The sequence below is a fragment of the Paenibacillus praedii genome, assembly GCF_049725345.1.
In the GTDB taxonomy this organism is placed as follows: Bacteria; Bacillota; Bacilli; order Paenibacillales; family Paenibacillaceae; genus Pristimantibacillus.
Map to the genome: position 1 here is coordinate 49,836 of NZ_JBMWAM010000019.1, position 21,612 is coordinate 71,447.

The following is a 21,612-nucleotide window of genomic DNA, read 5'->3' on the forward strand; positions in this document are numbered from 1 at the left end:
AATTCGTTCTAAACCGCTTCCTCTCTTCATATGCTTGTCGTAGGACATGTTAACGAAGCGGAGGACGAGTCTATGGTTGACCAAGGCAAAGGGCAGAAGCGGCAGGAAGTGAAAATGTTAAATCGCAAGCTGCTGGAGCTTACTGGCGTTGTGAATGTGCAGAGCTTCGACAGCGAAGAGTTTCTACTCGAGACGGAGCTTGGTTTCTTAGAGGTTAAGGGTCATAATTTGCATATGAAGCATCTTAGCCTCGAACAGGGTTTAGTTACGATTGAAGGGCTTGTCCATTCGCTCGCCTATCTGGATGGCAGCCCAAGCGCATCTAAATCCAAAGGGCTGTTCGGGAAGCTGTTTAAGTGACGCTCAGCATGCAGTGGTTGACGATGGCAGTCATGCTTCTATCGGGTCTTGGCATGGGAACGGTATTCGATGGCTATCGCGTCTTGTCGAATGAGTTGAAGTTTCCGCGCTGGTGGCTGCCTGTGCTTGACGTCATGTACTGGATGGCGGCTGCGGCCGTCGTCTTTCGGGTGCTGTACGCCAGCAACAATGGCGAGGTGCGGGCGTATGTTTTTATCGGACTGGCTATTGGCGTTTTGCTTTATTATTTGCTGCTAAGCAGGATCGTTATCATTATCGTGAAATGGGCCATAGGAGCGGTGCGTCGGTTGATCGCATTCGTGCTCAAATGCTTTGACATTCTCTTTGTGAAACCCATTTTATTGCTCTACAAGCTGCTTGTTGTTATTTTAGGATTTGGGTCTTCGCTCACTATTTTCCTTTTTAAAATTGTGATACAATTGGTTCGTCCATTTTGGCGGTTGCTTGCTTGGATGGTTCGGCCGCTGCTTCGTCCGATAGGACGATGGCTGTCGCTGTACCTGAACAAATGGCAGATTACCGAGAAGTTGACTAAGATTGGACTACTAATTGCCCAATGGTGGAGCAAATGGTTTAGGAGGTAACACCCGCACATGTCTAATGCTGCAGCGAACAAAGCAACGAATACTGCTGGCTCGAGACGCCGGTTCAAGCTCTTGATGATGATCGTCGTGCTATTTATGGGCTGGGCGGCGTATATTATCTTCGGCCAAATGCAAGAGAAGGACGCAACGAGCGTGCGGCTAGCCACTGTACAAGAGCAGATTAATGCTTCGACGATAGAAACCGAAGCGCTTAAAAGGGAAATTGAACGTTTAAATGACCAGGAATACATAGAGCAGCTTGCAACAAAGGAACAAGGTATGGTAAAGAAGGGCGAGCAGCAAATTTTCAGTGATTAAATACGTGTTTAATCAGGTGAACGTCTGTTGACCTTACTTGAACGGTTCGGTTATAATCACGTTAACAGCGTTTTCGCAAAACTTTTAGCATATGCTTATACATTTAGTTTTGCTTCGCATAACTTTTAGGGAGGAACATTTTATTTTATGGCAATTGAAGTGGGCGCTAAGTTAGAAGGAAAAGTGACAGGCATTACGCATTTTGGGGCATTTGTCGACTTGTCGGGAGGTGTCACGGGTCTTGTTCACATTTCGGAAATAGCTGATAACTACGTCAAGGACGTGAAGGATCACCTGAAGATTGACGATGTCGTCAAGGTTAAAGTGATCAACGTGGACAAAGACGGTAAGATCGGACTTTCCATTAAGCAAGCCATTGACCGGCCTGAAGGCCAACCAGCGCCACAACAACGCGAGCGTCACAGCGGAGGCGGAGGCGGCAGTGCTGGTGGTAGTGGCGGCGGAGAACGTTTCAACCGCGGAGGCGGTGGTGGCGGAGGCGGTCGTCCCTTCAACAAGCAATCGTCTGGCAGACCTGCTTACGGTAAACCGTCATTCGAGGATAAAGTGTCACGTTTCCTGAAAGACAGCGAAGAGCGCATCTCCTCTCTGAAGAAGAATACGGAGGGCAAACGCGGCGGACGCGGAGCCAAGCGGGTATAAGCTGAATTGCTATACATTCATACATGAAGCAGAGCCGATGAGGTTCTGCTTTTTTTTGCGTCTTTTTTGATGTTGTCGTTTCCCGTAATATGCCAGGGCTTAACAAATACTTTTCTCTGATCCTCCATCATTCCCGACAGGTTCCTACGACTATTCGTCATCAAAAGGCTGATTCATAACACGCTTTTTGTTGTCGTCAGCTTATGCAAAGACTTTGTTCAAAGCAGCTTTTAGCCATATAGCGCATAGGTTTAGCTTTGTCATGACAATGACTGCGGCGGTCTTTGTTTTTGTCGGAAAAAAATTTCCAGCCGAATACGTTAACTGACAAACTTCATACGGACAACCTCCTATAATGGGAAACACATTACATTCGGATTGGTGGTGTCTGTTAGTGGAAAAGGAAAACGCAGTTGTGGCTCCCGGTATGAAACGGACAAATTTAGCTCGGACAATGATGCAGAAAGGAAGGGAATGGGCTGCGGCACGACATTTCATTCAAGTGTTATTGGCGAAAAAATGGACATTCCTACTCGTTGGTGTTGCCTTCTTGCTTGGACGGGCTGTCATTCTCGAATCGCTCATGCCATTTGCGATTGCCTACTTTGCCGTTATTTATTTCATGCGTCGAGATATTTATCCCTGGGTCGCGATATCGTTAGTAGCTGGAAGCTTTCTAGCGGTTGACCCGGCTCCGATGTGGATCGCAATGGAAATTGCCGTGCTGTTTCTTTTCTTGAAAGGACTGGAGGCTTACGAGAAGGCGGAGTTGTCGTCGGCGCCGATTCTCGTATTCGCTTCAACGCTGCTTGTGCAGCTATTCAGTGTATTCATTGGGGATGTGCTCACCTGGTATAATTTCATGCTCGTTGTCGTGGAGGCTGCGCTTGGATTTGTCCTTACGCTTGTATTTATACAGGCGATCCCCGTACTCACCATGACAAAGAAATCGGCATCGCTCAAAAATGAAGAAATCATCTGCTTAATGATATTGCTGGCATCCGTAATGACGGGTGCGGTTGGCTGGGTATTCTATGGCATGTCCGCAGAGCACGTCATGTCCCGGTATATGCTGCTGCTATTCGCTTTGGCAGGCGGGGCACCGCTTGGCGCTTCAGTCGGTGTAGTTGCAGGACTTATTCTGAGCTTGGCGGACTTTGGGGCTGTCGTCCAGATGAGCTTGCTTGCTTTTGCGGGCTTGCTTGCGGGTCTGCTGCGTGACGGCGGTAAAATGGCCGCTGCGTTTGGAATGCTGCTTGGCACATCGATTTTATCTATATATGTCGGCAGTCAGGCTGATGTGATGAGCTCGACGTGGGAGTCGGTCGCGGCCGCGACTCTGCTCATGCTGACGCCGCGCACCATGATTCGAACGATCTCGCGATATGTGCCGGGTACGAGTGAGCACGCGAATTCTCAGCATGAGTATGCGAAGCGAGTACGTGAGGTAACCGCGGACCGCGTATCACAGTACTCCGAGGTGTTCCGCCAGCTGTCACGCAGCTTCGGCCAGATGAATAACTCTGTCACGACCTTGAAGAAGGAGGATAAAATCAATTATTTTATGAATGCGGTTGCCGAGCGGAGCTGCGCAAGCTGCCATCGGCAAAATGCTTGCTGGGAGGACAAGTTTTTTCATACGTACAAAATGATGACCGATATGATGACGATAGTTGAGGAAGATCGCATCCCTGCGGGGAAGGACCTTCCGCGCGCCTGGTCTGCTCATTGCGTGAAATCGACTCAGGTGCTGACGGACATGTGCCAACAATACGAGCTCTATCAAAGTAATATGCACTGGAAGAAGCAAATATACGACTCTCGTCAGCTTGTTGCTGACCAGCTGCAAGGCGTATCGCAGGTTATGGAGGACCTGGCAAAGGAAATTAAGCGGGAAGGGCAGACGCTTCATTTGCAGGAGGAGCAAATTCGAGAGGCGGTGGAGGGACTAGGTTTATCGATTCAAGGCATTGATATTGTGAATCTGGAGGAGGGAAATGTAGATATCGAGGTTTACCATACTTTTGGGAAGGGGTATGATGAATGCCGCAAAATCATCGCTCCGCTGCTTAGTGACATTTTGGGCGAGCATATTGCGGTGAAATCGGAGGAGCCGCCTATGAAAAACGGTGATCCTGCGCGTGTAGTTTTTGGCTCGGCCAAGCAGTATGAGGTGGAAACCGGTGTTGCGGGCGCGGCAAAGGGGGGTGATCTGCTGTCCGGTGACAGCTTCAGCATGGTGGAGCTGGGCAATGGCAAATTTGCCGTCGCGATAAGCGATGGTATGGGCAATGGAGAACGTGCGCGTCAAGAAAGCAGTGCGGCCCTGCTTATTTTGCAGCAGCTGCTGCAGTCGGGCATGGATGAGAAGATAGCCTTGAAGTCGGTGAACTCCGTGCTGTTATTGCGTTCCTCCGACGAGATGTTCGCTACGGTGGATTTGGCGATCATTGATTTATATACGGCCCAAACGACATTTATGAAGATAGGCTCGACGCCGAGCTTTATTAAACGGGGAAATGAGGTTATTTCGATAACGGCGAACAATTTGCCGATTGGCATTCTACAGGATATTGATATTGATTTCGTAGCTATGCAGATGCAGCCCGGCGATACGCTAGTCATGATGAGCGACGGCATTTATGATGCCCCTGGTCATGCGGTCAACAAGGAGCTGTGGATGAAGCGTATGATAAGTGAGCTAGCGACGGACGACCCGCAGGAGATGGCGGATGCTCTGCTGGAGAAGGTTGTTCGTCATCATAACGGAGAGATTATTGATGATATGACCGTGCTCGTCGCACGTATCGATAAGCATTTGCCGGAGTGGGCATCGTTCCGCTTTACCGGAATGACGCATATGGAGCGTCCGAGGACGGTGAGTTAAGCAAGGGTGAAGCGACATATAGTTACCTCTGATGAAGCCTCTCAGGAGCCTCGTTCGCTGCCGGCTAATATACTGCCGGCGGCGGACGAGGCTTTTTGCGCTGGCATCTTTCAGCGGCTGCGTCGAAAGCAGTACAGTGTGTCAGTCATTCTGGAACTTAAATAAAATAGACAAATAGCCTTTTTATGCTATGATGCCGCTGACCGATGACAAACTTATGGTACTGGCTATTGATACCCGATGTCGTCGATTACGTGCGCTCGGGCTTTTCTTTTCATTTTTGTAGTCTAGCGGTTTATCTCTCCTAAAAAAAGGCGAAGCTGATAGAAAGGCTGGCTCTAGGCCTGCATTTGCGATGCTGTGTTTGCTTCGCAAACATTGAGTCTATGCTTATGAAGCCATGTTTGCTTCGCAAACATTTTAGGAGGGTAAATAACCATGAAGCAGATTTTATTGATAACGGATGGCTGCTCTAATGTGGGGCTTAGTCCGGTAGTGGCGGCTGCGCATGCGTTTTCGGAGGGAATTTCGGTAAATGTGGTGGGTGTGCTGGATTATGGGGATATTGGTGAGCTAGGCGCAGCGGAGATTGATGAAATCGCGCGGGCGGGCGGGGGCTTAAGTCGAATGGTCAATATGCGGCAGCTTTCGCAGACGGTGCAAATGATGACGCGCAAGACCGTCGTGCAGACGATTCAGCTGGCGGTCCAGAAGGAGCTGAAGCAGGTGCTTGGCGATGGCTCGATTGAAGCGCTGCCGCCCGAGAAGCGGGGGGAGGTTGTCCGCGTCATTGATGAGCTGGGTGAAACATCGCGTCTGCAGGTTGCGCTGCTGATCGACGCAAGCGCCAGTATGAAGCCAAAGCTGTCGGCAGTAGAGGAAGCCATTCATGACTTGATGCTAAGTCTTCAAGCAAGGCAGGGGAAAAGCGAAATTTGTGTCTTTCACTTCCCAGGTTCAAGAAATGGTGATGAATGTGTCATGGATCGTGGCTGGACGAGCCATCTGAATGGCGTGCAGGCGATTTTTCCTAAGCTGCAGATGGGCGGGACGACACCGACGGGTCCTGCGATCATGCAGGTCATTGATTTTTTCCGGCAGGGCGATTATGGTAGACAGAGCAGAGATGAAACGGATGGGATGATGAGTGACTACGTCGTTTAAGATTGATCTTCGCCGCGGAATGGTGGTGACCGGCAAGTGGAAGTATGGGCGATATAAGGTTGAGAGGCTGCTTGGTGCAGGTGCAAACGGTAAAGTCTATCTCGTACAGCGCGACCGCAGCTGGTTTGCTCTGAAGGTCGGCGCGGATGCCATTGATTTGCAGTCGGAGATCAATGTGCTGCAGTCACTTGCCCAGCTGAAGCAGAAGGGACAACAGCCATTTTTGTACGATGTAGACGACTTGTATGGTCCGGACGGCCGCGAATATCCGTTTTATACGATGCGATATGTGCTAGGCAAGACGCTGGCTGAGTATTTGAAGCAGCAGGGGGCGGAATGGTTTCCTTTAGTTGGGCTTAATCTGCTTGGCAAGCTGGCGAAGCTGCATCAGGCAGGCTGGGTATTCGGGGATTTAAAGGTGGAGAATGTGCTCGTGGCTGATTATGGACATGTCGAGCTTGTCGATTACGGCGGCGTCACAGCTAATGGCAAGAGCATTCGCCAGTTTACCGAAATTTATGATCGAGGGTATTGGAACAGCGGCTCAAGGTCAGCCGATGCAAGCTACGATCTATTTTCCTTCGGCGTGCTCTGTATACAGCTGCACGAAGCGAGAAAGCTGCATCAACTGGCCAAAGAGCTGTTCCCGCAAAACCGTTCTGCAGACGAGCTTATGCAGCTCGTAGACGCGAGTCCTGCGCTGAAGCCAGTAGCCGGTTGGCTGCGCAAAGCATTTGAAGGACAGTTTGCGGATGCTGGCGATGCGGCTGCCGCATGGCGGTTGCTCATGCATAGGCGAGACACGCACAGGCCTTCGTCCAACCCTGGCTGGCTGAAGGGGCTTGTCGCCGGGTCTGCGATACTGCTTGCGACGTCGGCGTTTTGGCTGTTTCGCCATTTACTTTAACGGCTGGCTGGCGGGAGCTGAGCAATGAAGGTGAGGATACATATGAATTTGCAGAATGAGTTGGAGAAAGCGAACGTGGAGCACGGGCTTTGGAGGAGTGGAGAGCGTATTGTCGCGGCCGTGTCGGGGGGTCCTGACTCCATGGCCATGCTGCATATGCTGGCTTCTCTTGCCCGGAAAGGGGAAATATCGGTTGTTGCGGCGCATGTGAATCATGGCTTTCGCGTAGAGGAGTCTGCCAATGAGCTGGAGGTTGTTCGGGCCTTTGCAGCTAAGCTGGGATTGCCCTGCGAGACCGTAACACTCGACCTTCCATCTTATATAGAAGAAACACGATTGAATGGACAGGCTGCAGCACGAGAGAAGCGCTATACTTTTCTTCATGAAATGGCAGAGCGCTACGGGGCCTCGCGCATTGCGCTAGCCCATCATGCGGATGATCAGGCAGAGACCGTTTTAATGCGCGTGATTCGTGGTACGGGACTAACGGGGCTTGCAGGCATTCATAGCAAAAGAAGTGAAAAAAACGTGGAACTTATTCGTCCACTGTTACGTATGAACAAGTCAGACATCCTGCATTACTGCGAAAAGCATGACGTGCCTTACTGTACGGACAGCAGTAATAAGGAGCGCCATTATTTCCGAAATATTATTCGGTTAGATATTTTACCTTATTTATCCCAATTCAATCCGCAGCTGTCTCATTCTCTGCAGCGTCTGGCCGAGGTGGCAGGAGCGGAGGACGATTGGATGGAGAGCCAGACCGATACCTTATTCGCGCAGCTCGTTGCGTTATCCCCTGACGAATGCGCCTTAAGCTGTACCGATTTGCGCAGTCTCCACGTCGCTTTACAAAGGAGATTGATTAAACTAATATTAAGTTATCTTTCTAAGGAAACGGAAAAGATCTCCTTTGAGCGAATCGAGACGATGCGACTTGCTGCTGCTGAGCATGCGCCCGGAACATGGCGGATGGATGCAGGCGCTGGAATTCGCTGTGTTCGAGAATATCATCGGATGCGATGGCTGCGTGTACCGCAGCCATCGATAGACCATGCGGGCGAATTTTCGTATGAGGTGGGAAGAGACAGGAAGAGCTTGACGATAGAGCATAGCGGCTGGGTGCTTGAGTTTACCGAGACGCCGTCGGGACAGCAGCCGGGACCTGCTTCGCGACATGAAGTGTGCTTTGACGCGTCGAAGCTTGCGTACCCGCTTATCGTCCGAAATCGTCGTCCAGGCGACAGAATTCAAGTTTTTGGATTAAATGGATCGAAAAAAGTGCAAGATATGTTCGTTGACGAGAAGATTGCTCCGCTTGAGCGAGCGCAATATCCACTGCTGTTCGATGCAGACGGACGATTGCTCTGGATTCCCGGTATCCGCAGATCTAGTCATGCGCTTATGGATTCGCAGACGAAAGTCGTACTGTGCATCAAATCGCGTAACGAATAAGAAGCACTGGTATACTCATAAACATAGTTAAGGCGTAGGGGGATTCATACTTTGCAGAACGATATTCAAGAAGTTTTGTACGATGCGCAGCAGATCAGCGAGAAGGTGAAGGAGCTAGGCGCAACGCTGAGCAAGGATTTTAACGGACGCAACCCGCTCGTTATTTGCGTACTCAAAGGCGCGTTTATTTTTATGGCTGATTTGGTCAAAGAAATTACTGTACCGCTGGAAATTGATTTTATGGCGGTGTCCAGCTATGGACAGTCCACGAAATCGTCTGGCGTTGTCAAAATTATTAAAGACCTCGATGTATCGGTCGAAGGCCGCGATGTTCTTATCGTGGAGGACATCATCGACAGTGGTCTGACGCTCAGCTATTTGATCGATGTTTTGGAACGCCGCAATGCGAAGTCGGTTACAGTAGTAACCTTGTTCGATAAGCCCGCGCGTCGTACGGTTGATCTTGAGGCTGATTATAAAGGCTTCACGCTGCCGGACGAGTTTGTCGTCGGCTATGGGCTTGATTTTGCCGAGAAGTACCGGAATCTTCCGTACATTGGCATTTTGAAGCCGCAGGTTTACGAAAAATAAATGGCGATTCACCCGTACATGCCCTCTCCGTACACCTCTATTGTTATGGAAAGTCATGCTATGGTAAAATATTTAAAGCGTCTGAGAGGAGGTTGGGGATGAATCGGATCATCCGTAATACTGGTTTTTATTTAATTATCTTTTTGGTGACCGTTGGGATTTTTCAATTTATCAGCAGCCAAAATGACACGACCGTCGGTTTGCGATATGATGAGCTACGCGCTGCAATCGAATCCGGCAATGTCGAGGAATTAAGCATTAGGTATGAGAATCAAACGTATTTTGTATCGGGTAAATATAAGCAAACGCCTGCGGGTGCAGAAAGTGATCAATTCGTTTCGAGGGTCGGCGTTAGCGCGGAGCCGCAAATCAGGGAATGGTCCAAAGAATTTGGATTTGCATTAGAGAATGAGGAAATGAATCAACCAAGCATTTGGCTGACATTCCTGACTTCAATAATTCCATTCGTCATCATCTTTGTTCTGTTCTTCTTCTTAATGAATCAAGCGCAAGGCGGCGGCGGCAAAGTGATGAACTTTGGCAAGAGCAAAGCCCGTCTGTATGACAATGAGAAGAAACGGATTACGTTTGAAGATGTAGCAGGGGCAGACGAGGAGAAGCAAGAGCTCGTTGAGGTCGTTGATTTCTTGAAGGATCCTCGGAAATTCAATCTGGTTGGCGCTCGTATACCGAAAGGCGTATTGCTTGTCGGTCCTCCAGGTACAGGTAAAACCTTGCTTGCACGTGCGGTAGCGGGTGAAGCGGGTGTTCCATTCTTCAGTATTTCAGGTTCCGACTTCGTGGAGATGTTTGTCGGTGTCGGCGCATCCCGTGTAAGGGATTTGTTCGAGAATGCGAAGAAGAACGCTCCATGTATTATCTTTATCGATGAGATTGATGCTGTAGGTCGTCAGCGTGGCGCCGGTCTAGGCGGCGGGCATGACGAGCGAGAGCAAACACTTAACCAATTGCTCGTTGAAATGGATGGCTTTGGCGCGAATGAAGGTATCATTATTATTGCAGCAACGAACCGTCCAGATATTCTTGACCCGGCACTCCTTCGTCCAGGCCGCTTTGACCGTCAAATCACGGTAGACCGTCCAGATGTGAAGGGGCGTGAAGCGGTTCTGAAGGTACATGCCCGCAATAAGCCGCTTGGCAAAGATGTGAAGCTTGATGTCATTGCGAAGCGCACTACCGGCTTCAGCGGCGCTGATCTTGAAAACCTGCTTAACGAGGCTGCTCTTCTTGCTGCCCGTCGCAACAAGAAAGATATCGCGATGGTTGAGGTTGATGATGCGATTGACCGGATCATTGTCGGTACGGAGAAGAAGAGTCGTGTCGTCAGTGATCGCGAGAAACGTATTGTTGCTTACCATGAAGCAGGACATACAATTGCAGGCTACTTTCTTGAGCATGCGGATATGGTGCACAAGGTAACGATTATTCCGCGCGGCCGTGCTGGCGGTTATGTCATCATGCTGCCGAAGGAAGACCGAATGCTCGTGACGAAGCAAGAGCTTCTTGATAAAGTTACCGGCTTGCTTGCAGGCCGCGTTGCAGAGGAACTTTTTATCGGTGAAATTGGAACAGGCGCATACAGCGACTTCAAGCAGGCAACGGGCATCGTCCGCAGCATGATCATGGAGTACGGTATGAGCGATAGACTTGGACCGATGCAGTTCGGAAGCTCGCAAGGCCAAGTCTTCCTTGGTCGCGATATCGGACATGAGCAGAACTATTCAGATGCCATTGCATACGAGATTGATCAAGAAATGCAAAGCATCATCACAGCATGCTATGATCGTGCGAAGACACTCTTGACAGAGAAGAGCAAGGAAATGCATCTGATCGCTCAGACGCTTCTAAATGAAGAGACGCTTGAGCTCGAGCAAATCAAGAGCTTGATTGACAACGGATCGCTTCCAAGCAAGAGTGGAGGAAGCTCGTCCTCTGATGTTGCTTCGACAGAACCAATCATTGAGACGGTTGGCGATGTTAAAGTAAACATTCAGAAGCGTGAACAAGAAGAGCCTCGTTCTCCTGTCCTGGAGAAGCGAGAAAACCCGGAAGACCCAGATAAGAGCTAATAAGCCGTCAAATTTATTATTAAAGAATAGTCGTTACCTGCTTTCGACAGGCAGGAAGCGACTATTTTTTTCTTTTCTAATGTTCGGATTTAGCCTATAATAACGATATAAACCTTTTAGCTGAAATAAGATGAGCTAACATAAGGTTTATCTTTTTTGGCCAAAATATTACATATAGGTTACTTGGAAGCAAGGTCAATGTGTGAATGGAACAAAACCTAACATCAAATCATTGACGTTTAATCTTTTGTAACTATAATGAAATAGTAGCGGCCAGGTACAGCAACAATAAGAACGATAACGGGGTTGGGTTGCAGAGCAGTAAACAAACTTGAGCAAGGGAGAGAACGGTTATGAAAAAAACATTTAGCATTATGCTTGTAATGATCGTTGCATTGACGCTTGTGTTGTCGGCTTGCGGAGCGAGAACAAACAATGAAGGTGGCGCTGGCGCCAACGAGGGCGGAACAAATAACCAACCTGAGGCCGTGTCCGACGAAAGCGGTAAGGACTTTAAAATTGGAATGGTTACCGATGTTGGCGGCGTTCATGACAAATCCTTTAATCAAAGCGCTTGGGAAGCTCTTCAGAAATTAACGGCAGATACAGGCACGGAAACGAAGTTTCTAGAAAGTAAAGGCGAGGCTGATATGGAGCCGAACTTGAACAGCTTTGTTAAAGAAGGCTATGATCTGACATGGGGCATCGGTTTTCTATTCAACGCGGCGCTAGCTAAAGTAGCTGCTGAAAACCCAGATGCTAAGCTTGCTGTTATTGACAGCGTCGTTGAAGCGCCGAATGTTGCATCGGTTACATTCGCTGAGCACGAAGGATCGTTTCTTGTAGGCGTGGTTGCCGGCTTGATGACAAAAACAGATAAAATTGGTTTTGTGGGCGGCATGGACATTCCTGTTATCAAGCGATTTGAGAAGGGCTTCGTAGCAGGTGTTGCTGCGGTTAAGCCGGATATCAAAGTAGAGATTAACTACACGGGCTTCTTCGACAAGCCTGACCAAGGCAAGATTGCTGCTGCTACGATGTACGATAAGGGCGTTGATATTATTTTCCACGCTGCGGGCGGAACAGGCAATGGCGTGTTTAACGAAGCGAAAACTCGTAAAGACGCTGGCTCCGATGTTTGGGTTATTGGCGTAGATAAAGACCAGTCGCTGGAATTTGGAGATGAAATTACACTGACGTCTATGATGAAGGGTGTAGATGCGGCAGTATATAAAGTTTCCAAGGATCTGATCGATGGCAATTGGGCTGGCGGTACGATTCAAGAGCTTGGTCTGAAGGACGATGCAGTAGGCTTGCCGGAGACATCGACGAAAAATGTTCCAGAGGATGTTCTGAAGCAGGTTGAAGATTATAAGCAAAAAATCATTAGCGGTGAAATTGTCGTTCCATCCGAATAATTTTGCGGAATGTAAGCCATATTGGTTTAAAGTAAGTTTATGAACAAAGTAGGCGAGACCGGCTCGAAGCCGGTCTTGTCCTTTTTATCTTTTGACACGGAATCGGTAACAACCGGGGAGATGATAAAGGTATGGTCGGGAACGAGGCGGCAGTGCAGCTAAAGCGCATAACGAAGAGATTTCAAGGCTTCGTTGCAAATGACTCCATTGATTTTGAGCTGAAGAAGGGCGAGATCCATGCCTTGCTCGGCGAGAACGGAGCAGGGAAATCTACGCTCATGAATATTTTGTTTGGCTTGTATCAGCCGGATGAAGGCGAAATATGGGTTAATGGCAAGCAGGAGGTTATCGACGGAGCATCGAAAGCGATTGATCTGGGCATCGGAATGGTCCATCAGCATTTTAAGCTCGTTCAGCCCTTTACAGTTGCGGAGAATATCGTGCTCGGCAATGAACCGAAGAAGGGGCTCTCAATTAATTACAAGCTCGCTAACGAGAAGGTAAAGGTGATCTCGGAGCAATATGGATTGCAAGTAGATCCGCAGGTGCGGATTCAAGATATTACTGTCGGGATGCAGCAGAGGGTAGAAATATTGAAAACCTTATATCGCGGGGCTGAGATCCTTATCTTCGATGAGCCGACAGCGGTGCTGACGGTACAGGAGATTGAAGAGCTTCTAGGCATTATTCGTAATTTGGCTGCGGAAGGCAAGTCGATCATAATCATTACGCATAAGCTAAAGGAGGTAATGGCGCTCGCTAATACGGTTACCGTGATTAGACGAGGCAAGGTTGTCCGCACGGTAAAAACTTCAGAGACCAATGAACGGCAGCTTGCGGAGCTTATGGTAGGCAGAGATGTATCCTTCCATGTGGAGAAGACAAAGCGTGAGACCGGCAACGTTGTGCTGTCCGTTGATTCCTTGCAGATGAAGGGCGATCAAGGCAAAATGGCGCTCAATGGTATTAGCTTTCAAATTAAGGCTGGCGAGGTGCTTGGTATAGCCGGCGTTGACGGCAATGGACAGAGCGAGCTTGTGTATGCGATTACCGGGATGCGGAAGCTGCAAAGCGGCAGCGTAAAGCTAAATGGTCATGATCTTACGAATCAGTCGCCTCGTAAAATGTCAGCATCTGGTATTGGCCATATTCCTGAGGATAGACATAAGCACGGTCTTGTTCTGGATTTTACGTTAAGTGAAAATATGATCTTGAACACTTATTTTGAACCGGAATATGGACGAGGCTTACTGATTGACTATCAGGCAATGGATAAGCTGACGAATAAACTGGTGACAGAATTCGACGTTCGTGCTTCCAGTATACATACGAATGCGCGGTCGTTATCGGGCGGCAATCAGCAGAAGGCAATTATTGCGCGGGAGCTGCATAAGGACCCTGATTTACTCATCGCTGTGCAGCCTACGAGAGGATTGGATATCGGGGCTATCGAGTATGTGCATAAACGTATTATTGATGCCCGGAATGAAGGCAAAGCGATATTGCTTGTTTCGTTTGAGCTTGATGAGCTGTATGCGCTATCTGACCGTATTGCTGTCATGTATGAGGGTAAGCTGATGGGTGAGGTAGACGCTGACCATCGTGATGATCAGCAGCTTGGCCTATTGATGGCGGGCAATGAAAATGCAAAGTCGATGGCAGAAGAGAGGGGATATCGCAATGGAAACGTTGAAGAAGGTCTTTAATAAATCCTCTCTTCTCGTACCGGTGGTAGCGATCGTGCTGGGCTTGATCTGCGGAGCGATAGCGATGTTGCTCGGCGGATATAATCCAATTGTAGCGTACTCCTCACTATTTGATCGGGTGTTCGGCAGCTCGTATCATATGGGGGAAACGATTCGGGCCATTACGCCGCTTATTTTCACAGGTCTAGCGGTTGCGTTTGCCTTCCGCACAGGCTTGTTCAATATCGGTGTTGAGGGACAGTTTGTAATGGGGATGACGGGCGCGACGATTATTGGCGTCTCGCTTGACTTGCCTTGGTTTATTCATGCTCCGCTTGCCATTATTGTTGGAGCACTGTTCGGCGGTATGTGGGCTGGTCTTGTAGGCTATTTGAAAGCAAAGCGAGGCGTCAACGAGGTTATTTCCTCAATCATGTTGAACTGGACTGCCTTGTTTTTATCAAATTACATTATCTCTCGCTTTCTCTTGGAGCCCGGGCAGCAAAGGTCGCGTCAGGTTCATGACTCTGCTTTGTTGTCGATCGATTGGCTGGTGAAGCTGATGGATAATGCGCGGATGCACTGGGGGACAATCATCGCCCTCATTTGTATATTCGTGTTCTATGTGCTTCTATGGAGAACGAAGCAGGGTTACGAGCTTCGCGCAGTCGGTCATAATTCAGATGCGGCATTATATGCGGGCATGAACGTAAACCGGACGATTGTGAAGTCGATGTTCATAAGCGGCGTGTTCGCGGGGCTGGGCGGTGTATTTGAGGTGCTCGGCGTGTTCGGCAATCAGACCGTAATGGCTGCGTCACCTGGCTACGGCTTTGATGGTATCGCGGTAGCGCTGCTTGGCGGCAATACACCAATTGGGGTATTATTCGGTGCGATATTGTTCGGCGGGTTGACCTACGGTTCGAACGGCATGAGCTTCGGCGCCGGCGTCCCTTCGGAAATCGTACGAATCGTAATCGGATCTATTATTTTCTTTGTAGCGGCTCATGGTATTGTTAAGTTTTTGCTGAAGCCGTTTTTAAATCGCCGTGCAAGTAAGCGGAAGGAGGCCGTGTAAATTGAATGTCATTGAAGTAAGCGGACAACTCCTTAATATTACACTGGTTTTCTCTACCGCTCTTATTTTTGCCGCTTTGGGAGGCATGTTCTCCGAAAGGTCCGGCGTCGTCAATATTGGACTGGAAGGCTTGATGGTATCGGGTGCCTTTGCGGCAGCTGTTGCAACCGATTATGCCAGCCAAGCGGGTATGGGTACGGCATCTCCTTGGGTGGGGCTTGTGGCGGCGCTTCTTTTTGGCATACTGTTCTCTTTGCTGCATGCCGTTGCGACAATTACATTCCGGGCGGACCAGACGGTGGTTGGCGTCGTGATCAACATCCTGAGTTTGGGCGTGGCTATTTATTTGACACGAAGCCTCTATAATGGTTCAGCGCAGACGACTCAGCTTCAAGATGTATTTCACAAAGTGGCAGTCCCGTTTTTATCGGATATTCCGATTATCGGGAATGGAATTTTCCATTCCTATCCGACCACTTATATTGTGATCATACTCGTGATTTTAAGTTATTTTGTCTTATTTAAGACCCCGTTCGGTTTGCGCCTGCGTGCGGTAGGCGAGCATCCAAGCTCAGCCGACACGGTCGGCATTAGCGTAACGAAGTATCGTTATATCGGCGTTATGATTAGTGGGGCATTGGCGGGACTTGGCGGCGCGACAATTACGTTAACAACGACAAGCAGCTTTGCTCATAACACCATATCCGGTCAAGGCTTTATTGCTCTGGCGGCGCTTATTTTCGGCAAATGGAATCCGCTCGGCGTAGCAGGCGCAGCAATTTTCTTCGGTTTTGCTCAAGCCTTGCGCAACTTTGCGGTGCTGTTTGATTTCTCGAAGCAAATTCCTGTCGAGTTTTTCTACATGCTGCCGTATGTACTGACCCTAATCGTGCTGGCAGGAGCCGTCGGTCGCTCGAATGCGCCGGCAGCGCTTGGTCAGCCCTACGATCCTGCGAAGCGGTGATGAGCATATTTAATGGAGGGTTTTGTTCCGAATCGGGAACGAAGCCCTCTTTTACTGTTTCAATTAGAAATATTTTAGATTAGTGTCCTAAAATGGCCTTTAATACATTGACAGTAGCACCTGCCACGTGTAAATTAAATCTTAATCAAATGAATTTTTCCCTATAGGTTTAAAGTATAGGCAAACGACTTTCTAAGTTTGTGCATCAATTCACAAAGTCGAGCTTGCCATAAAACGGAATGGGATTTAACACCCATCCCTCATAAGAGGAGAGGATCTACTGTGGAAGCACTGGCACTGGAGCGCAAGGCTGAGCAAAATCGAGAGCTGCGTGAACGGTTGTTACAGTTGAAGAAAGAGCGGAATGCAATCATTTTAGCCCATTATTATCAGCGTGACGAGATTCAAGAGGTTGCCGATTTTCGCGGTGACTCGTTTCTGTTAGCTCAGAAGGCTGCACAAACGGATGCCGAGGTCATCGTTTTTTGCGGCGTTCACTTTATGGGCGAGAGCGCAAAAATTTTGGCGCCGAACAAGACGGTTATCATTCCTGACGAGCGTGCCGGCTGTCCGATGGCGGACATGGTCAACGTGGACGGTCTGCGCAAGCTGAAGGCGCAGCATCCTAACGCAAAGGTTGTCACGTACATTAATTCGTCTGCGGAAATTAAAGCAGAGACGGATATTTGCTGTACATCGGCAAATGCGGTTAAGGTCGTCAACTCGGTTGAAGGCGACGAGGTCATCTGGGTACCAGACAAAAACCTTGGGCACTATGTGCAGCAGCACACGGACAAGAAAATGATCATCTGGGAAGGCTACTGCAACACGCATGATATGCTGACCGTAAAAGATGTAGAAGAAATGAAAGCGAAATATCCGAATGCGCAGTTTGTCGTTCACCCGGAATGCCGCCCAGAGGTGGTTGAGCTTGGCGATTTTGTTGGAAGCACGACGGCGATCATCAAGTATTGCAAAGAATCCGATTGCAAGGAATTTATTGTCGGAACCGAAGACGGTACGGGTTATCAGCTTCGTTTGGACAGTCCAGATAAGACGTTCCATTTTGCATCTAAATATTTGGTTTGCCCGAACATGAAGGTTAACAATTTGAAGAAGCTCGTGAAATGCCTTGAAACGATGCAGCCTCAAATTTATGTTCCGCCGCATGTTGCTGATCAAGCCCGCTTGTCCTTGGAGCGCATGTTACTTGTGAAGTAGCATGCGCTACTTCCTGTACCCAGAGGAGCAAATAAAGATATGATTCCTAGATATTTAGTCGATGTGCGGCTGAATGAGCTGCCTGTTATTGAAAAAGACGTCATCGTTATCGGGGCCGGCATTGCCGGTCTTTTTACCGCTATACGGGCAAGTGAACATCATTCCGTACTTATGCTTACGAAGAAATCACTGCTCGACAGCAACACGCGTTATGCGCAGGGCGGAATTGCAGCTGTAATATCGGATGAGGATTCGCCTGCTTACCATAGACAGGATACACTTATTGCCGGAGCCGGACTATGCTCGCATGAAGCGGTTGATGTGCTCGTGCACGAAGGACCAAAGGGTGTACGCAGCCTGATCCAAATGGGCACGCAGTTCGATTTGGAGAACGGCGAGTTTGCGTTGACGAAGGAAGGCGCGCACAGCCAGCGGCGCATATTGCATGCTAATGGCGATGCTACTGGCTATGAGATTGTACGAGCTTTATCCGAGAATGCTATCGCCAATTCAAAGATTGACGTATGGGATGATCATTTCGTAATTGATCTGGTTACGCAGGATGGCGAGTGTTGTGGGGCAATCGTGCAGAAGCCGAGCGGACAACGGTTGTTCGTAAAGGGTAAGGCCATTATTCTCAGCTCTGGCGGAGCTGGACAATTGTATCGCTATACGACGAATCCAGAGGTAGCTACAGGCGATGGAATCGCGATGGCTTATCGCGCCGGGGCTTATATTCAGGATCCTGAGTTTATTCAATTCCATCCGACATCGTTATGTTATCCCGGAGCACCGCGTTTTCTTATATCGGAGGCGGTCCGCGGTGAGGGTGCTGTTCTTCGCAACATTAAGGGTGAGCGCTTCATGGACCGGTACCATGAGCAGTTGGAGCTGGCGCCAAGAGATGTCGTAGCCCGGGCGATCGTGAGCGAAATGGAAGAAACGAGATCAACATTCGTTTATATCGATATTACACATGAGTCGGCAGATATGGTGAAGCACCGATTCCCTACTATATATGAATATTGTTTGAAGTATGGACTCGACTTAACAACGGATTGGATTCCGGTTGCGCCTGCGATGCATTATATGATGGGCGGAGTAAAAACAGATCTTAATGGGGAAACGAACATTAAGCGCTTATTTGCATGCGGCGAGGTATCCTCGACAGGTGTTCACGGCGCGAATCGCTTGGCAAGCAATTCGCTATCTGAAGCGATTGTATTTGGCAGACGGATTGTGAAGCGAATTAATGAGCTTCCGGCTTCTAATGTGCAGCCCGTGATTCGCAATGAAACGGAGCGCCGCAGCACGTCGATTCAAGCGGTTGTGGAGAGAAGACTTAAGCTCCAGAAAATTATGGTGAGGTACGCAGGTCTGCGTCGCGATGCGAAGGGGCTAGCAAAAGGGCTTGAGGAGCTAAAGCGGCAATTGCCGCTTTTTCAATCGGTTCTAACGGAACGAGAAGAATATGAGTTTGCTAATCTGCTGATCTGCGCATTGCTTACTACGGAAGCGGCGCTGCAGCGGGAGGAAAGCCGAGGCGCTCATTATCGGGAGGATTTCCCGGAGCGCGACGATTTGGTATGGAGAAAGCATACGGTATTGCACCGTCTATATGGATTGACGGAGGAGCGAATAGAGGATGTTTGAATGGACAACAGGTGGATATGATGCGATAGTTCGCGAACAAATTCGCGGCTGGCTTGCAGAGGATATAGGAAGCGGAGACATCACGACGGAGACGACGATTCCAAGAGATTCGCGGTCGCAAGCGATCATCCATGTGAAGGAAAGCGGCATTATCGCGGGGCTTCCTATCGCGAAGCTTGTTTTTGATGTGGTGGACCCTTCTCTTGTGTTCGATGCAAAGGTGCAAGATGGCGACCTTGTAAATAAAGGGACTGTGATCGCTGTTGTTGAAGGCAGCACACATAGTTTATTGATTGGAGAGCGGCTTGCCTTGAATTTGATGCAGCGCTTGTCAGGTATCGCCACGAAAACGCGCGCTTTTGTAGATGCGCTTGAGGGGCTTCCCGTTCGGCTGGTGGATACACGTAAAACGACGCCGGGACATCGGCTCCTGGAGAAATATGCAGTACGTGTCGGCGGCGGAGCGAATCATCGGTTTGGCTTGTATGATGCGGTCATGATCAAGGACAATCATATTAAGGGCTCCGGTGGCATACGCGCTGCGGTAGAAGCTGCGCGCAGACAAATTCCGCATACGATGAAAATCGAGGTCGAGACGGAGTCGGTCGAGCAGGTTGATGAGGCGCTTGCGTGCGGTGCGGATATTATCATGCTGGACAATATGTCTGCCGTCATGATGAAGCAAGCGGTAGCCCGCATCAAGGCTGCTGCGCCGCATGTTATTGTGGAAGCTTCAGGCGGTGTAACGCTGGAAACGGTTCGCGTTATTGCGGCATGCGGCGTTGATGTGATTTCTGTAGGAGGACTCACGTACTCCTTCCACGCGCTCGATATTAGTCTTGACTTAAATGCGAAGAAGGGTGGCGAGACGCCGTGATCCTCGTCATTGATGTTGGGAATACGAATATCGTGCTTGGCATATACCAAGGCAAGGAGCTATTGCATCATTGGCGGCTTAGTACGAATCGTTCGGCTACTGTGGATGAGTACGGCATTTCGATTCACAACCTGTTTCATTATGCGGGAGTGAAGCTCGAGCATATGGACGGGGTTATCATTTCGTCGGTCGTGCCGCCGCTTATGCGTACGCTGGAACAGCTTTGCCAAAAATATTTGCGTAAGACACCGCTTGTCGTGGGGCCGGGCGTAAAAACAGGCTTAAACATTCGTTATGAAAATCCGCGTGAGGTGGGAGCCGACCGCATTGTAAATTCAGTAGCCGGTATTGTAAAATACGGCTCGCCGCTTATCGTTGTTGACTTCGGAACAGCTACGACCTTCGATTATATTGATGAAGGCGGCAATTACTTAGGCGGGGCCATCGTTCCCGGCATTGGCATTTCTACAGAAGCGCTTTATCAGCGCGCTGCCAAGCTGCCGCGAATTGAGCTGGCCAAGCCTAAGAGCGTAATCGGACGCAATCCGGTAACATCGATGCAGGCGGGAATTATTTTTGGATATGCCGGACAGGTTGATGGCATTGTTAGACGAATTCGAAGTGAATTCGGAGTGACGCCGCGTGTCGTGGCAACTGGCGGATTAGCAGAGTTAATTGCATCTGAATCGGAAACGATAGAAGAAGTTAATCCACTTCTGACATTAGAAGGCCTACGCATCATATATGAACGCAATCAGGAGGGGTAATAATGAACAATCAGCTGAAAGACGTGCTCGTGCGAGGAACAGCGTGGGATGGTAAAATTCGAGTGTTCGCGGCACGTACGACGCAGCTTGTAGATGAAGCGCGCAGGCGGCATGGCACCTATCCGACAGCGACGGCCGCGCTAGGTCGTACATTGACGGCGGGCGCTATTATGGGCGCCATGTTGAAAGGAAAGGAAAAGCTGACTATTCAGGTTAAGGGCGATGGTCCGGTTGGGCAAATCATGGTAGATGCGAATGCGGACGGCGAGGTACGCGGCTATGTTGACCATCCACAGGTTCACCTGCCAAGCAATGCTAAGGGTAAGCTTGATGTAGCCGGTGCGGTAGGACGCAGCGGGCATATTCATATTATTAAAGATTTAGGCATGAAAGAGCCTTACCGGGGAAGCGTTCCGATCATTTCAGGAGAGCTGGGCGAAGATTTCACGTATTATTTCGCCGTATCAGAGCAAACCAATTCTGCGGTAGGTCTTGGCGTTCTGGTTGGAGAAGATAATGCTGTGATCCATGCCGGCGGTTATGTGATTCAGCTGATGCCGGGTATTACGGATGCGGAAATCACACGGCTTGAGCAAGCGATCTCGATGATGCCGCCGCTTACAGCGCTGCTTGATCAAGGTGAAACGCCCGAGGGCTTGCTGCGCTGGCTTGTAGGGGATGATGATTTGCAAATCCATGACACGATGGACTTGAAATTTCATTGCCCATGCTCCGTTGAGCGTATGGAAAGAACGCTTGTTAGCTTAGGCGAGCATGAGCTGGAGCAAATCATTGAAGAAGACGGAAAAGCAGAAGTCGTCTGCCAATTTTGCAACGAAGCATATACATTTGAACGGCCGCAGCTGGAGCTGCTGCTCGCTCAAGCGAAGCCGAAGCCGATCCAATAAA

General features: G+C 49.3%; 20 protein-coding genes. All 20 read left to right on the forward strand.

The genetic code is table 11. From position 1 onward, the window contains the following. Positions 1-72: 72 nt before the first annotated feature. The 20 genes from yabP to hslO all read left to right on the forward strand — a co-directional run bounded on the left by yabP (position 73) and on the right by hslO (position 21,611). Complete coding sequence (gene yabP, locus ACO9K6_RS16445) at positions 73-360, forward strand: sporulation protein YabP (protein ID WP_424768631.1); 288 nt, start codon at positions 73-75, stop codon at positions 358-360. Then, positions 357-965, forward strand: coding sequence for a spore cortex biosynthesis protein YabQ (gene yabQ, locus ACO9K6_RS16450; protein WP_424768632.1), 609 nt, complete (start codon positions 357-359; stop codon positions 963-965). Before yabP ends, yabQ begins: the two co-directional genes overlap by 4 nt. 9 nt (positions 966-974) lie before the next feature. Then, complete coding sequence (locus ACO9K6_RS16455) at positions 975-1,283, forward strand: FtsB family cell division protein (protein WP_424768633.1); 309 nt, start codon at positions 975-977, stop codon at positions 1,281-1,283. Positions 1,284-1,430: 147 nt separating this feature from the next. After that, positions 1,431-1,946, forward strand: coding sequence for a S1 domain-containing RNA-binding protein (locus ACO9K6_RS16460; RefSeq protein WP_424768634.1), 516 nt, complete (start codon positions 1,431-1,433; stop codon positions 1,944-1,946). A 394-nt stretch (positions 1,947-2,340) separates the two neighbouring features. Continuing rightward, positions 2,341-4,833, forward strand: a complete 2,493-nt coding sequence (gene spoIIE, locus ACO9K6_RS16465; protein WP_424768635.1) for a stage II sporulation protein E — start codon at positions 2,341-2,343, stop codon at positions 4,831-4,833. Positions 4,834-4,839: 6 nt separating this feature from the next. Further along, the gene (locus ACO9K6_RS16470; protein ID WP_424768636.1) at positions 4,840-4,998 is read left to right on the forward strand and encodes a hypothetical protein; all 159 of its coding nucleotides are present in this window, start codon (positions 4,840-4,842) and stop codon (positions 4,996-4,998) included. A gap of 273 nt (positions 4,999-5,271) precedes the next feature. Beyond that, positions 5,272-5,997 (forward strand): vWA domain-containing protein, encoded by a 726-nt coding sequence (locus tag ACO9K6_RS16475; RefSeq protein ID WP_424768637.1) that lies wholly within the window; start codon positions 5,272-5,274, stop codon positions 5,995-5,997. Beyond that, positions 5,981-6,904 carry a protein kinase domain-containing protein gene (locus tag ACO9K6_RS16480; RefSeq protein ID WP_424768638.1) on the forward strand — a complete coding sequence of 308 codons (924 nt, stop codon included), beginning with the start codon at positions 5,981-5,983 and terminating at the stop codon, positions 6,902-6,904. The genes ACO9K6_RS16475 and ACO9K6_RS16480 overlap by 17 nt, the downstream gene beginning before the upstream one ends. 42 nt (positions 6,905-6,946) lie before the next feature. Further along, on the forward strand, positions 6,947-8,359 hold the full coding sequence (tilS, locus tag ACO9K6_RS16485) for a tRNA lysidine(34) synthetase TilS (RefSeq protein WP_424768639.1): 1,413 nt from the start codon (positions 6,947-6,949) through the stop codon (positions 8,357-8,359). Positions 8,360-8,410: 51 nt separating this feature from the next. Next, positions 8,411-8,950, forward strand: coding sequence for a hypoxanthine phosphoribosyltransferase (gene hpt, locus ACO9K6_RS16490; RefSeq protein ID WP_424768640.1), 540 nt, complete (start codon positions 8,411-8,413; stop codon positions 8,948-8,950). Between the two features lie 98 nt (positions 8,951-9,048). Beyond that, on the forward strand, positions 9,049-11,040 hold the full coding sequence (gene ftsH, locus ACO9K6_RS16495; RefSeq protein WP_424768641.1) for an ATP-dependent zinc metalloprotease FtsH: 1,992 nt from the start codon (positions 9,049-9,051) through the stop codon (positions 11,038-11,040). Between the two features lie 353 nt (positions 11,041-11,393). Further along, positions 11,394-12,458: a BMP family lipoprotein gene (locus ACO9K6_RS16500; RefSeq protein WP_424768642.1), complete on the forward strand. Its 1,065-nt coding sequence runs from the start codon at positions 11,394-11,396 to the stop codon at positions 12,456-12,458. A 131-nt stretch (positions 12,459-12,589) separates the two neighbouring features. Then, complete coding sequence (locus ACO9K6_RS16505; protein WP_424768643.1) at positions 12,590-14,164, forward strand: ABC transporter ATP-binding protein; 1,575 nt, start codon at positions 12,590-12,592, stop codon at positions 14,162-14,164. Beyond that, a complete protein-coding gene (locus ACO9K6_RS16510; protein ID WP_424768644.1) occupies positions 14,139-15,221 on the forward strand; it encodes an ABC transporter permease in 1,083 nt (360 codons plus the stop codon). Before ACO9K6_RS16505 ends, ACO9K6_RS16510 begins: the two co-directional genes overlap by 26 nt. 1 nt (position 15,222) lies before the next feature. Next, positions 15,223-16,185 carry an ABC transporter permease gene (locus tag ACO9K6_RS16515; RefSeq protein WP_424768645.1) on the forward strand — a complete coding sequence of 321 codons (963 nt, stop codon included), beginning with the start codon at positions 15,223-15,225 and terminating at the stop codon, positions 16,183-16,185. Positions 16,186-16,467: 282 nt separating this feature from the next. Further along, a complete protein-coding gene (nadA, locus tag ACO9K6_RS16520; RefSeq protein ID WP_424768646.1) occupies positions 16,468-17,406 on the forward strand; it encodes a quinolinate synthase NadA in 939 nt (312 codons plus the stop codon). 39 nt (positions 17,407-17,445) lie between these two features. Further along, a complete protein-coding gene (nadB, locus tag ACO9K6_RS16525) occupies positions 17,446-19,059 on the forward strand; it encodes an L-aspartate oxidase (RefSeq protein WP_424768647.1) in 1,614 nt (537 codons plus the stop codon). Further along, positions 19,052-19,936 carry a carboxylating nicotinate-nucleotide diphosphorylase gene (nadC, locus tag ACO9K6_RS16530; protein ID WP_424768648.1) on the forward strand — a complete coding sequence of 295 codons (885 nt, stop codon included), beginning with the start codon at positions 19,052-19,054 and terminating at the stop codon, positions 19,934-19,936. Before nadB ends, nadC begins: the two co-directional genes overlap by 8 nt. After that, positions 19,933-20,703 carry a type III pantothenate kinase gene (locus ACO9K6_RS16535; RefSeq protein WP_424768649.1) on the forward strand — a complete coding sequence of 257 codons (771 nt, stop codon included), beginning with the start codon at positions 19,933-19,935 and terminating at the stop codon, positions 20,701-20,703. The genes nadC and ACO9K6_RS16535 overlap by 4 nt, the downstream gene beginning before the upstream one ends. A 2-nt stretch (positions 20,704-20,705) precedes the next feature. After that, positions 20,706-21,611 (forward strand): Hsp33 family molecular chaperone HslO, encoded by a 906-nt coding sequence (gene hslO / locus ACO9K6_RS16540; RefSeq protein WP_424768650.1) that lies wholly within the window; start codon positions 20,706-20,708, stop codon positions 21,609-21,611. The last annotated feature ends 1 nt before the right edge of the window (position 21,612 follow it).